The sequence below is a fragment of the Lactococcus sp. FSL W8-0209 genome, from assembly GCF_038006585.1.
GTDB lineage: Bacteria > Bacillota > Bacilli > Lactobacillales > Streptococcaceae > Lactococcus > Lactococcus lactis.
In genome coordinates this window covers 2,221,169-2,233,510 of sequence record NZ_JBBOVN010000001.1, presented here as the reverse complement: position 1 = coordinate 2,233,510, position 12,342 = coordinate 2,221,169, and the positions used below count along the sequence as shown (strand labels likewise).

The 12,342-nt window shown below is 34.8% G+C and carries 11 protein-coding genes; all 11 read left to right on the top strand.

Going from position 1 to position 12,342, the window contains the following annotated elements; all coding sequences use genetic code 11:
• The first annotated feature begins 129 nt into the window (after positions 1 to 129).
• The 11 genes from MKX45_RS11050 (at position 130) to thrS (ending at position 12,317) form a co-directional block, all read left to right on the top strand.
• Entirely contained in the window at positions 130 to 1,038 is a 909-nt protein-coding gene (locus tag MKX45_RS11050; protein WP_015427063.1) for an AEC family transporter, read from the top strand.
• Positions 1,039 to 1,046: 8 nt separating this feature from the next.
• Positions 1,047 to 1,607 (top strand): NUDIX hydrolase, encoded by a 561-nt coding sequence (locus MKX45_RS11045; RefSeq protein WP_057720416.1) that lies wholly within the window; start codon positions 1,047 to 1,049, stop codon positions 1,605 to 1,607.
• Positions 1,608 to 1,756: 149 nt separating this feature from the next.
• Positions 1,757 to 2,716: a homoserine O-succinyltransferase gene (locus MKX45_RS11040; RefSeq protein WP_340817205.1), complete on the top strand. Its 960-nt coding sequence runs from the start codon at positions 1,757 to 1,759 to the stop codon at positions 2,714 to 2,716.
• Between the two features lie 36 nt (positions 2,717 to 2,752).
• Positions 2,753 to 3,841 (top strand): cystathionine gamma-synthase, encoded by a 1,089-nt coding sequence (locus tag MKX45_RS11035; RefSeq protein ID WP_081037460.1) that lies wholly within the window; start codon positions 2,753 to 2,755, stop codon positions 3,839 to 3,841.
• 262 nt (positions 3,842 to 4,103) lie between these two features.
• Positions 4,104 to 5,267: a MalY/PatB family protein gene (locus tag MKX45_RS11030; protein ID WP_340817204.1), complete on the top strand. Its 1,164-nt coding sequence runs from the start codon at positions 4,104 to 4,106 to the stop codon at positions 5,265 to 5,267.
• A gap of 54 nt (positions 5,268 to 5,321) precedes the next feature.
• Positions 5,322 to 6,461 carry a cation:proton antiporter gene (locus tag MKX45_RS11025; RefSeq protein ID WP_057720420.1) on the top strand — a complete coding sequence of 380 codons (1,140 nt, stop codon included), beginning with the start codon at positions 5,322 to 5,324 and terminating at the stop codon, positions 6,459 to 6,461.
• Between the two features lie 225 nt (positions 6,462 to 6,686).
• Positions 6,687 to 7,322, top strand: a complete 636-nt coding sequence (gene upp, locus MKX45_RS11020) for a uracil phosphoribosyltransferase (protein ID WP_011835873.1) — start codon at positions 6,687 to 6,689, stop codon at positions 7,320 to 7,322.
• A gap of 141 nt (positions 7,323 to 7,463) precedes the next feature.
• Positions 7,464 to 8,072 carry a nitroreductase family protein gene (locus tag MKX45_RS11015; RefSeq protein WP_057720421.1) on the top strand — a complete coding sequence of 203 codons (609 nt, stop codon included), beginning with the start codon at positions 7,464 to 7,466 and terminating at the stop codon, positions 8,070 to 8,072.
• Positions 8,073 to 8,177: 105 nt separating this feature from the next.
• Positions 8,178 to 9,440 carry an Nramp family divalent metal transporter gene (locus MKX45_RS11010; RefSeq protein WP_340817203.1) on the top strand — a complete coding sequence of 421 codons (1,263 nt, stop codon included), beginning with the start codon at positions 8,178 to 8,180 and terminating at the stop codon, positions 9,438 to 9,440.
• A 57-nt stretch (positions 9,441 to 9,497) separates the two neighbouring features.
• A complete protein-coding gene (locus MKX45_RS11005) occupies positions 9,498 to 9,815 on the top strand; it encodes an ATP cone domain-containing protein (RefSeq protein WP_004254946.1) in 318 nt (105 codons plus the stop codon).
• 561 nt (positions 9,816 to 10,376) lie between these two features.
• Positions 10,377 to 12,317, top strand: coding sequence for a threonine--tRNA ligase (thrS, locus tag MKX45_RS11000; protein WP_004254953.1), 1,941 nt, complete (start codon positions 10,377 to 10,379; stop codon positions 12,315 to 12,317).
• The last annotated feature ends 25 nt before the right edge of the window (positions 12,318 to 12,342 follow it).

The following is a 12,342-nucleotide window of genomic DNA, read 5'->3' as shown; positions in this document are numbered from 1 at the left end:
AGACTCTCGTATTTTTACGGGAGTTTTTGCTTAAAAAAAATGCTAGAATTAATTGAGATAGGCTGTCAGTAAACTTAGGAGTTACAAAATTACTGACAGAATAAAAAACGACTGACAGAAAGTAAAATAATGACCACAATTCTTCTCAACGCCTTGAGTATCATACTTGTTTTATTTTTAGCTCTCCTACTAAAGAAAATTAGAATTCTTCATCAAAAAGACGGAGCAATAACTTCAAAAATGGTTGTTTATCTGACCTTGCCAGCAACAATTTTAATTGGAGTCAATCATACAAAACTCTCTAATATTTTTTTTATTTTGATGTTTATGGGACTTTTTTCCAATCTTCTTTTAGTTTTTCTAGGAAAATTTATTGGGCGAAAAGCTACTGTTGAAGAACGTGGACTTTATATGTTTGATTTGTCAGGTTATAATATCGGAAATTTTTCAATTCCTTTTGTTTCTAGTTTTTTTCCAGCAGCAATTCCATTTCTTGCCATGTTTGACATGGGAAATTCATTAATGGTGACAGGGACTACTCAAGCAATTGTTGAACTTTCAAGTGGCAGAAAAAAACACGGCTTTATCTTACAAGAAATATTTGGCGTCTTATTTCGTAATCCACCCTTTGTTGTTTATATTTTTATGTTTATTTTAGCAATTTTTGGCCTATCTTTTCCGGATGAATGGCTAATTCCAATTCGCCCTTTAGCAAATGCTAATACTCTTTTATCTATCTTTACGATCGGGCTTTTTATGGAATTTCGTCTGCCAAAGGGAAAATTAAAACTTGTCTTAAAAATATTGACTTGGCGCTATTTGCTAGCTTTTATTTTAGCTAGTTTAGTTTATTTTTTCCTTCCATTTCCAGCCATAATAAAAGAAATTCTTTTATTAATCTTCTTTTGCCCAATGTCCTTTTTACATATGATTCAGGCTATAGAACTTGGAAATGATAAGGCCTTAGCTGGATTGACAATAAGTTTATCCATGTTTATTTCTTTAATTTTAATGAGTATCATTGTAATAATTTTGTGAGGTGAAAAATGAAAAATCAAATAGAAAAATTATTAGAGAATTTTGTACCAGAAGGTCAGCAAGAAAAAACAGATTATAAAGTTTTTCAAGATTTTGCAGCTGATGAAAAAAATTTGAATCGGTCTTCTATTGCACATTTTACAGCAAGTGCATTTGTTTTGAATGAAAGTCATGATAAAATTTTAGGAATTTATCATAAGATTTATCAAAGTTGGGGTTGGGTAGGCGGTCATGCTGATGGCAATGCTGACTTATTAGCTGTAGCGGTAAAAGAGGTTCAAGAAGAAACGGGACTGCGATCTTTCAAAAAACTTTCAGAAAAGCCAATTTCAATTGAAGCCTTACCTGTTTTTGGACATCATCACAGAAAATATGGTTATGTCAGTGCTCATATTCATCTTAATGTTACTTTTTTATTTGAAGCAAATGAAAGTGATTCACTTCAAAAGAATACAGCTGAAACAGAGGGATTAGCCTGGATTCCCCTAGAAAAATTTTCCGAAAAATCCTCAGAAAAAGAAATGAGAGTAATCTATGATAAAATCATTGCTCGAATTATAAATAAATAAAATACAAAATGAGACTTGCCATAGGCAAGTTTTATTATAAGATTAAAAATTTTAAATTAGACCATCACAGAATTAAAATGCGAGACTATTGCAAAAAAATCACGAAGGGCTATAATTGAGTCTAATTCTATTTGAAAGTTGAGTGATTTATGCCGGTAAAAGTGATTGAAGGTCTGCCCGCAATTGATGATTTGCGAGCGGATAATATTTTTGTTATGAATGATGAACGAGCGAAGAATCAAAATATTCGCCCTTTAAATTTGCTGGTGGTTAATCTCATGCCGCGTAAATTAGTAACTGAAAGACAAATTTTACGATTACTATCGAACACTCCATTACAAATTAATGTTGACTTTTTATATATGACTTCTCATGATTTTAAAAATACGAAACAAGGGCATTTAGATTCCTTCTATAAATCTTTTTCTGAGATTAAGAGTCAATATTACGACGGATTAATTGTCACAGGAGCTCCGGTTGAGCAGTTAAACTTTGAAGAAGTGGACTATTGGAGTGAGCTTTTGAAAATTATTGACTGGTCTAAAAGCCATGTCTATTCAAGTCTGCATATTTGTTGGGGGGCACAAGCGGCACTTTATGCTCGCTATGGTGTAACTAAAGAAAATCTTCCGCAAAAATTGTGTGGTATTTACAAAAGCTCAGTAGAGCAACCTAAAAATCAATTATTTAGAGGATTTGATGATTTTTTTAATTATCCACAATCGCGATATACCCAATCAAATCCATCAGAAATAAAAAAAGTACCTGATTTGGAAGTCTTGTCAAGCTCCAAAGAAACCGGATTTTCAATTTTAGCGAAGAAAAATTTGCGTGAAATTTACCTTTTTGGTCATTTAGAATATGACCGTGAAACTTTAGCTTGGGAATATGAGAGAGATAAAGAAGAAGGACTGAAACCCAATCTTCCCCAAAATTATTTTCCGGAAAATGATGATAAAAATAAGCCAAAAAGCACTTGGGCTTCAGCAGCTTCCCTCTTTTTTTCAAATTGGTTGAATTATGCGGTTTATCAAGGAACGCCTTATCTAGGAGAACGTCTGAGTCAACATTTGAATGAAGAAAATTATGATTTTAATCAAAAAGAGTAAAAGTAAAAAATAATGAGTTAAAAAATGAGGAAATTTATGGATAAAAGATTAGATACTTTATTGGCGCAAGTCGGAATTCATCAAGATGAGGCAACGGGAGCTTTAGTTAGTCCTTTGCATTTTTCAACGACCTATCAACATCCAGAATTTGGTCAATCGACTGGCTTTGATTACACCAGAACCAAAAATCCAACAAGAGCAACCTTGGAAGAAGCCCTTGCTTCAATTGAATCAGGACAATTTGCTCTAGCAACTTCGTCAGGAATGGCTGCAATTGTCTTGGCCTTTTCAGTTTTTCCAGTCGGTTCCAAAATCGTTGCCAGTCGAGATTTGTATGGAGGTTCATTTCGCTGGTTTGATGAACAAGAAAAAGAGGGGCGATTTTACTTTTCCTATGCTAAAAGCGAAAAAGAAATGCTTGAGCTAATAGATGAAAATACTGATATTGTTTATATTGAAACACCGACAAATCCAATGATGGTTAAATATAATATTGAAAAAATCGCCAATAAAGCACAGGCATATCATGCAAAAGTGATTGTTGACAATACTTTTTATACCCCAATTTATCAAAAACCATTAGAATTGGGTGCGGATTTAGTGATTCATTCGGCAACAAAATATTTATCAGGACATAATGACGTCTTGGCTGGAGCGGTCATTGTTTATGATGAAGATCTTTATGAAAGATTATTATATCAGCTCAATACTACAGGAGCAGTTCTTTCTCCGTTTGACAGTTATCTTGTCATGCGAGGTTTGAAAACTTTAAGCCTCAGAATGGAGAGGGCAACTAAAAATGCCCAAAAAATTGTGACTTTCCTAAAAAAACTTCCATCAGTAAAAGAAGTACTTTACCCAGGATTAGGTGGCATGATTTCTCTAAAAGTTACTGACAAAAACAAAATTCCTGCTATTTTAAATCACTTGAGCGTTTTTACATTTGCTGAAAGCTTAGGAGGTGTTGAATCTTTAATCACTTATCCAACAGCGCAAACTCACCATGATATTCCACTTGAGATTAGAGAAAGTTATGGTTTAACAGATGATTTGCTTCGCCTTTCGATTGGGATAGAAGATGTTCGCGATTTAATAGAAGACCTCAAAGAAGCTTTAGAAAATTAAAAAATTACTGATGAACAAACTAGCATATCCGTAAACGCTATCTACGCACTGCGTGCTACGCTGTCCTTTTTGTCTATCCGCTAAAGCGAATGACAAAAAGGCGAAGCGCCAACGGCTATCCTATGATGAGACTACCAGCATATCCATAAGTGCTAAAATATGTTCTGTCAGTAAATTTTTTACTGATGGAACTACTAGCATATCTGTAAACTGCTAAAGCAGTCACAGCTATCATGACGAAAATAAAAAAGAGAGTATAAAAATGACAAAATATGATTTTACAACCATTCCAAATCGACTTGACCACAATTCTGTAAAATGGCAAGAAATAAAAGAGAATCCTCATAAACTTCCATTATGGGTGGCTGATATGGATTTTCTTGCCTTACCAGAAATAAAACAAAGTATCCATGATTACGCAGACTATAGAGTTTATGGATATGCCTATGTTGAAGAAGATTTAATTAAAAGCATTCAAAATTGGGAAAAAAATCAACATCAGTATGACTTTTCTAAAGAAGCTTTAATTTTGGTTGAAGGAGTTGTTCCAGGAATTGGTCTGGCCATTCAAGCATTGACCAAAGAAAATGATGCTGTTTTAATAAACACACCTGTTTATCCCCCGTTTGCCAGAACAGTTAAGCTAAATAATCGAAAGCTAATTGAAAATAAACTGATTGAAAAAAACGGGGAATTTCTAATTGATTTTGAAGTTTTTGAAAAAGAAATTGTTGAAAATTCCGTGAAATTATATATTCTTTGTAACCCCCACAATCCTGGTGGGCGCGTGTGGACGAAAGAAGAACTGATAAAACTTGGCCAAATTTGTAAAAAGCATAATGTGATTGTCGTTTCTGATGAAATTCATCAAGATTTAACATTGTTTGGTCATCAGCATCAGACCTTTAACACTCTTTCAGAAGACTTCAAAGATTTTTCAGTTGTTTTATCTTCTGCCACTAAAAGTTTTAACATTGCTGGCGTGAAATGCGCTTATGCAATTATCGAAAATCAAGATTTACGTGAAAAATACTTACAAAGAAGACTAGCAAATAATCAACAAGAAATTAGCACTTTAGGAATGCTAGCCACCAAAGTTGCTTATGAAAATGGAAGTGAATGGTTAAATGAACTCAAAAATGTGCTTGAAAAAAATATCACTTATATTGAGTCAGAACTTCATCAAAAAACAAAAATCAAAGTAATGAAACCTCAAGGAACCTATTTGATTTGGCTTGATTTTTCTGAATATCAATTAGAAGATAAGGTATTGGATGAAAAATTAGCAGAAGAGGCAGGTGTGATTTTAAATAAAGGAATAAGTTTTGGAAAAGCCGGACAAGCGCATGCCAGATTAAATGCTGCTGCACTATTCTCATTGATTGAAGAAGCAAGCAAACGACTCGTAGAAACATTCAAAATTTAAGGATTTTAGTCGAAAATGTGTTTTTAAGAATGAAAAATATGTTAAAATCAACTTATGAATGATATTTTACAACTCACAATTGTTTTAATTGCCTCTTTAATTGCTACTCTTGTTTCAAGACGCCTTAAAATTCCAGCTGTCGTTGGACAAATGCTTGTTGGGATTTTGATTGCTCCATCAGTTTTAGGCTTGGTTCATAGCGGTCATGTTCTAGAAGTGATGTCTGAGATTGGGGTTATCTTACTCATGTTCTTAGCGGGAATTGAGAGTGATTTAACTGTTCTAAAGAAAAATTTTAAAGCATCAATGCTCGTTGCAGTTGGTGGTGTAATTGTGCCATTAATTGCCTTTGGACTTGTTGCTTTTGGCTTTGGTTACGGAATATCGACCAGTTTCTTTTATGGAATTGTTTTCGCTGCGACCTCAGTGTCGATTACGGTTGAAGTCTTGCAAGAATATGGCAAGCTCAGTACACGTGCAGGTTCGATTATTCTAGGAGCAGCAGTTGTTGATGATATTTTAGCTGTATTGATTTTATCAATTTTTACTAGTTTTAAAAATGGTGGTTCTGGTTCTCATCTTTTCTTCCAATTTTTGCTTGAACTTCTCTTTTTTGCCTTTTTATTTCTTGTGCATAAGCTTATTCCAAGATTTTGGAAATTCGTACAAAAACTACCCATTGCCAACAAAAATACGATTGTTGCCTTGATTATTTGTTTGGGATTAAGTCTACTTGCTGATAGCGTAGGAATGTCAGCAGTAATAGGTAGTTTCTTTGCAGGACTTGCTATTTCACAAACAGAGGTAAGTCATAAGATTGAAGAATATACTTCAGCAATCGGTTATGTTATTTTTATCCCAGTATTCTTTGTACTTATCGCCATATCTGTTCAATTCGATAGTTTAATTCATCATCCTTGGATAATTTTACTCTTTACCTTCTTAGCGATTTTGACAAAATTTATCCCCGCCTATTTTGTTGGAAAAGCAAGTAAATTAAGTACTGGTGAGAGTATGTTGATTGGAACAGGAATGATTTCACGAGGGGAAATGGCTCTGATTGTGGCTCAAATTGGTCTGACGAGTGCCATTATCACAGATGAAGTTTATTCGGAGCTGGTTATCGTGATTATTTTAGCAACTGTATTGGCACCATTTTTAATTAAAATGGTCCTGAAAAAATATGATAATTAAGAAAAAATAAAGAATAAAAGACGAAAAATTTAAATTTTTTTAAATTTCATCTTATTCCTCCCAAAAAGATCAAAAAAGTGGTAAAATAGAAAAAATGCTTTTAGAGAATAGCGAACTTGCTAGGCTCTAAAAAATTTTGCCTAAAATTAGCAAAATTGCCTTTTAAAGGCAGTTTACAAATCTGAACTTTGCTTAGCAAAGGGATCTAGCGAAAGGAAAATCAAAATGTCAAAATTTCAAGTCGTAGAACATCCATTGATTCAACACAAACTCTCAATCTTGCGTCGTAAAGAGGCATCGACAAAAGAATTCCGTGAACTTGTTGATGAAATTGGAATGCTCATGGCCTACGAAGTATCAAGAGATTTACCCCTTGAAGATGTCGAAATCGAAACACCCGTTCAAAAAACGACGGTTAAACAAATCGCAGGTAAAAAATTAGCGATTGTACCAATATTGCGTGCTGGTATTGGGATGGTAGACGGAATTTTGAAATTGATTCCAGCTGCTCGTGTAGGGCATATCGGAATGTATCGTGACGAAGAAACACTTAAACCAGTTGAATATTTAGTTAAACTTCCAGCCGATATTGCTGACCGTCAAATTTTTCTTGTTGACCCAATGCTTGCGACTGGTGGTTCAGCAATTTTAGCAGTTGATTCTCTTAAAAAACGAAATGCTAAAGCAGAAAATATTAAATTTGTTTGTCTTGTTGCTGCACCAGAGGGAGTGAAAGCTCTCCAAGAAGCACATCCAGATATTGAAATTTATACTGCAGCTTTGGATGAAAAACTTAATGAACATGGTTATATTGTCCCAGGTCTTGGTGATGCTGGAGACCGTTTGTTCGGTACTAAATAATAAATTTATCCCTATTTCAAATAGGGATTTTTTTTATTTTATAAAAAAAGTAATTTTTTGAATCAAAATAGTTTACAAGTGTAAATTTATTTGATAAGATTACATATGTAAACAATAAAAATAAAAAAGGAAGTAATTATTATGTCATTCATTAAATCATTAGAAAACCGTCGCACAATCTACGCTCTTGGAAGAAACGTTCAAGATGAAGAAAAAGTGATTGAAACAATTAAAGAAGCTGTACGTTTTTCACCAACAGCTTTCAATTCACAAACTGGACGTCTTTTGATTCTCACAGGTGATGCCCAAGATAAACTTTGGGATGAAATTGTTGCCCCAGAACTTAAAGCAGCCATGGAAGCACAAGGTGTTCCTGAATCAGCTTGGGATAACACACGTGCAAAACTTGATGGATTTAAAGCTGCTTTTGGTACAATTCTTTTCTTTGAAGACCAAGCAGTTGTTAAAAATCTTCAAGAACAATTTGCTCTTTATGCAGATAACTTCCCAGTTTGGTCAGAACAAGGTTCAGGAATTATTTCTGTAAATGTATGGACTGCTCTTGCTGAACTTGGTTTAGGCGCTAACTTGCAACACTACAATCCATTGATTGACGAAGCTGTTGCTAAAGAATGGAATATTCCAGAAAGCTGGAAACTTCGTGGACAACTTGTATTTGGTTCAATCGAAGCACCTGCCGGCGAAAAAACATTCATGGATGATGCAGACCGTTTCATCGTTGCCAAATAATCAATTATTTATAATGACCGTCAGTAAAATTTACTGACGGTTTTTTATTTTGTAAAGTTGAACTCTTAAAAGCTGCATGCTATAATTGTCCAAAAGGAAGTGAAAATGAAAAGGATAAAAATGTGGCGATTTTTACAAGATAAAAAATATCCAGCCCTTGATTTTTTGAAGTATGTTGGACCAGGATTGATTGTTGCGGTGGGATTTATAGATCCAGGAAATTGGGCTGCCAATCTTGCTGCGGGTTCTCAATTTGGTTATAAATTACTTTGGGTAATTACGCTATCAACAATTATGTTGGCTTTTCTCCAGCATAATGTGGCCCACTTAGGGATTGTCACAGGAAAGTGTTTGTCAGAAAATGCGACCCAATACCTTAGACCCTGGCTCAGTAGAACAGTTTTGGTAACGGGAGTTTTAGCTTCTATTTCGACAGCAGTTGCTGAAATTTTGGGTGGAGCAATAGCTTTGCAAATGCTCTTTAAATTACCAATTGTGGTAGGAGCAATTTTAACAGCTGATTTGGTTATCTGGTTTTTGTTTAGTAATTCATATCCTAAAATTGAAAAAGTTATTATTGGTTTTGTAAGTTTGATTGGGATTGCACTTTTACTAGAAATTTTTATTATTCCACATATTAATTGGGGAAAAGCAGCAAAAGGAATGGTCATTCCTTTTGTTGATGCAAAATCAATGCCAATCATCATGTCAGCCCTAGGGGCCGTTGTCATGCCACATAATCTATTTTTACACTCGGAAGTTATTCAAAGTCGTCAGTGGAATTTAAAAGATGAAGCGGTGATGGAAAGACAATTGCGTTTTGAGTTCTTTGATACAATTTTTTCAATGTTTCTAGGTTGGGTGATTAATTCTGCAATTATTATCATTGCTGCGGCTTTATTTTTCCCTCGAATTGTAACAGAAATTAATCAAGCACAAGAAATGCTCGTTCCTCTCCTTGGTCCAGTGGCTGCAATTATTTTTGCGATTGCTTTTCTTTTTGCAGGAGTAGCCTCATCGGTAACAGCCGGAATGGCAGGTGGGTCAATTTTTGCAGGAATCTTTGCAGAACCTTATGATGCACAAGACCCACATAGTAAATTAGGTGTTTTAATCACAATAATTGGAGCAACGATTGCTATTTGCGCTTTAAGTTTTGTGACTTCGCCCTTTAATATTTTAATTTATTCACAGGTTTTCTTAAGTATCCAATTACCAATTACTATCTTTTTGCAAATTTATTTGACAAGTTCTAAAAGGGTAATGGGCAAATATAAAAATGTTTGGTTTACAAAGTGGCTCTTATTAGCGACAGGAGTTTTTGTAACTTTACTCAATATCGTATTAATCGTCGAAACTTTTAAATAATTCCGAAAAATTTGGTATAATAGTATTGTAAGAAGATTAAAAAATAAGGAGAAATTGATGCAAGCAAAATTAGTTAATAAAGTAGTTATCAAACGTAATGGACATGTCGTTGACTGGGATAGCTTCCGCATTCAAACGGCAGTATTCAAAGCTGCAATCAATGGTAAATACAAAGATAAACCGCTCCACGCCAATATGATTGCTAATAATGTAACAAAAGTCGTTGAAAAAGTAATTGCTGAGCTCTCTTTTGAAAAAATTGAGATTGAAACGATTCAAAACCAAGTGATAAAACAACTCAATGATTTTGATAAAGATGTGGCACGCGATTTTCTTGCTTACAAAACAAAGCAAAATATTGAGCAAAGACATTAATATAAAAAGAACTCATTGAGTTCTTTTTTACTCGTCAGTAAAAATTACTGACAGAACTTTTAATCTTGGGCTGTCAGTAATTTTATTTAGTATAATTTCCTTCTTGACAAATTTTAGGTCAAGCTTTACAATATAAGAAGAGACATGTTTTTAGTGAAAATTTCTAAGAAATCAGGCGGTTGATGCGAGCCTGAAAATGGCAGCTAAAAATACCACTCACTACTTACAGATTTTTTGTAAGTTAAATTCTTTTTTGGACAACAGAAAAGCGTCTCTGACACGTTACGTCAAAGAAGAGAAATTTACTGACAGCAATTTTATAGCTAAAAATTGAGTACTTTTGTAAGCAATAATTGCTAGCAAGAGCTTAACGAATTTTGTCAGTAAATAGAACAAAGGTGGTAACACGCAGATCGCGTCCTTTATAGGATAAGATTTGCGTTTTTTTATTTCCATAAATTATTGACAAGACTTTTAACAAGTAATTCATTGCTCCCAAGCAATTCGGATTTTTCTGTCAGTAATTTCCAACTAAAAAAACATTAAAGAAAGGCACATAAAATGATTAAAATAACATTTCCAGACGGTAACGTAAAAGAATTTGAGGCGGGCGTAACAACATTTGAAATTGCTAAATCAATCTCACCTAGTCTTGCCAAAAAAACACTTGCAGGTAAGGTCAACGGAAAATTAATTGATGCCACTCGAGCAATCAATGAAGATAGCAACTTTGAAATTGTAACACCAGACCATGAAGATGCACTTGGAATTTTACGACATTCAGCTGCTCACCTTTTTGCTCAAGCAGCAAAACGCCATTTCCCTGATATTCACTTGGGTGTTGGACCAGCTATTCAAGATGGGTTCTATTACGATACAGATAACGAAGCCGGTCAAATTTCAAATGATGATTTGGCAACAATCGAAGCTGAAATGAAGAAAATTGTCAAAGAAAACTTCAAATCAGAACGTAAAGAAGTAAGCAAAGAAGAAGCAAAAGAAATTTTTGCAAATGATCCATACAAACTTGAACTCATTGAAGAACACAATGAAGATGAAGGTGGACTTACTATCTATACTCAAGGTGAATATACTGACCTTTGCCGCGGCCCACACGTTCCATCAACTGGTGTCATCAAATTTTTCCACCTTCTCAACGTTGCAGGTGCTTACTGGCGCGGTAATTCTGATAACAAGATGATGCAACGTATTTACGGTACAGCTTGGTTTACAAAAGAAGAATTAGAAGAAAATCTTAAACTTCGTGAAGAAGCAAAAGAACGTGACCACCGTAAACTCGGTCGCGAACTTGACTTGTTCTTTAATGACGCAGAACTTGGTGCGGGAACTGCTTACTGGCTCCCAGCTGGAGCAACAATTCGTCGAATTATTGAACGTTTTGTCGTTGACCAAGAAGTGAAAAACGGTTATCAACACGTTATCACACCAGTCATGATGAACCTTAATACTTATAAACAATCAGGTCACTGGCAACATTACCATGAAGATATGTATCCACCAATGGATATGGGTGATGGCGAAGAAATGGAACTTCGTCCAATGAACTGTCCGAGCCATATAGCTATCTATAAACATCACGTTCACTCTTATCGTGAACTCCCAATTCGTATTGCTGAATTTGGGATGATGCACCGTTATGAAAAATCAGGAGCACTCTCAGGACTTCAACGTGTCCGCGAAATGACTTTGAATGATGGTCATACTTTCGTCATGTTAGAACAAGTTCAAGAAGAATTTAGTAAAATTCTTCAATTGATTATGGACATGTACCGTGACTTTGGAATCAATGATTACAGTTTCCGACTCAGTTACCGTGACCCTAAAGATACAGTGAAATATTTCCCAGATGATGAAATGTGGGAAAAATCTCAAGCCATGCTCAAAGCGACAATGGATGACATGAATCTTGACTACGTTGAAGCAGAAGGAGAAGCAGCATTTTACGGTCCTAAACTTGACATTCAAGTTAAAACTGCACTTGGTAACGAAGAAACACTTTCAACTATTCAGTTAGACTTCCTTAATCCTGAAAACTTTGACATTTCATATATCGGTGCTGACGGGGAAAAACATCGCCCAGTCATGATTCACCGTGGTGTAATCTCAACCCTTGAACGTTTCATTGCCTATCTTATTGAAGTTTATAAAGGTGCTTTCCCAACATGGCTCGCTCCAACTCAAGCAACCATTATCCCAGTAAATAATGAAATTCATGCCGATTACGCATGGAAAATTCAACGTGAACTTCAAGATAAAGGGTTCCGCGTTGTTGTCGATGAAGCCAATGAAAAAATGGGCTGGAAGATTCGTCAATCACAAACACACAAAATTCCATATCAAATCGTTATTGGAGACCAAGAACAAGCTGATGGAACTGTAAATATTCGTCGTTATGGCTCAAAAGAAACAAAAGTCATTCCGCTTGAAGAATTTATTGAAAATATCAGTGCAGATGTTGCTAATTTTAGCCGCGTTGATTAAAGAAAAAGAGACTGTTGAAAATCAG

What these genes read in the sequence shown, in the direction of transcription:
- MKX45_RS11050 (WP_015427063.1), top strand. Translation starts at nt 130, where the DNA reads ATGACCACAATTCTTCTCAACGCCTTGAGTATCATACTTGTTTTATTT.
- MKX45_RS11045 (WP_057720416.1), top strand. Translation starts at nt 1,047, where the DNA reads ATGAAAAATCAAATAGAAAAATTATTAGAGAATTTTGTACCAGAAGGT.
- MKX45_RS11040 (WP_340817205.1), top strand. Translation starts at nt 1,757, where the DNA reads ATGCCGGTAAAAGTGATTGAAGGTCTGCCCGCAATTGATGATTTGCGA.
- MKX45_RS11035 (WP_081037460.1), top strand. Translation starts at nt 2,753, where the DNA reads ATGGATAAAAGATTAGATACTTTATTGGCGCAAGTCGGAATTCATCAA.
- MKX45_RS11030 (WP_340817204.1), top strand. Translation starts at nt 4,104, where the DNA reads ATGACAAAATATGATTTTACAACCATTCCAAATCGACTTGACCACAAT.
- MKX45_RS11025 (WP_057720420.1), top strand. Translation starts at nt 5,322, where the DNA reads ATGAATGATATTTTACAACTCACAATTGTTTTAATTGCCTCTTTAATT.
- upp (WP_011835873.1), top strand. Translation starts at nt 6,687, where the DNA reads ATGTCAAAATTTCAAGTCGTAGAACATCCATTGATTCAACACAAACTC.
- MKX45_RS11015 (WP_057720421.1), top strand. Translation starts at nt 7,464, where the DNA reads ATGTCATTCATTAAATCATTAGAAAACCGTCGCACAATCTACGCTCTT.
- MKX45_RS11010 (WP_340817203.1), top strand. Translation starts at nt 8,178, where the DNA reads ATGAAAAGGATAAAAATGTGGCGATTTTTACAAGATAAAAAATATCCA.
- MKX45_RS11005 (WP_004254946.1), top strand. Translation starts at nt 9,498, where the DNA reads ATGCAAGCAAAATTAGTTAATAAAGTAGTTATCAAACGTAATGGACAT.
- thrS (WP_004254953.1), top strand. Translation starts at nt 10,377, where the DNA reads ATGATTAAAATAACATTTCCAGACGGTAACGTAAAAGAATTTGAGGCG.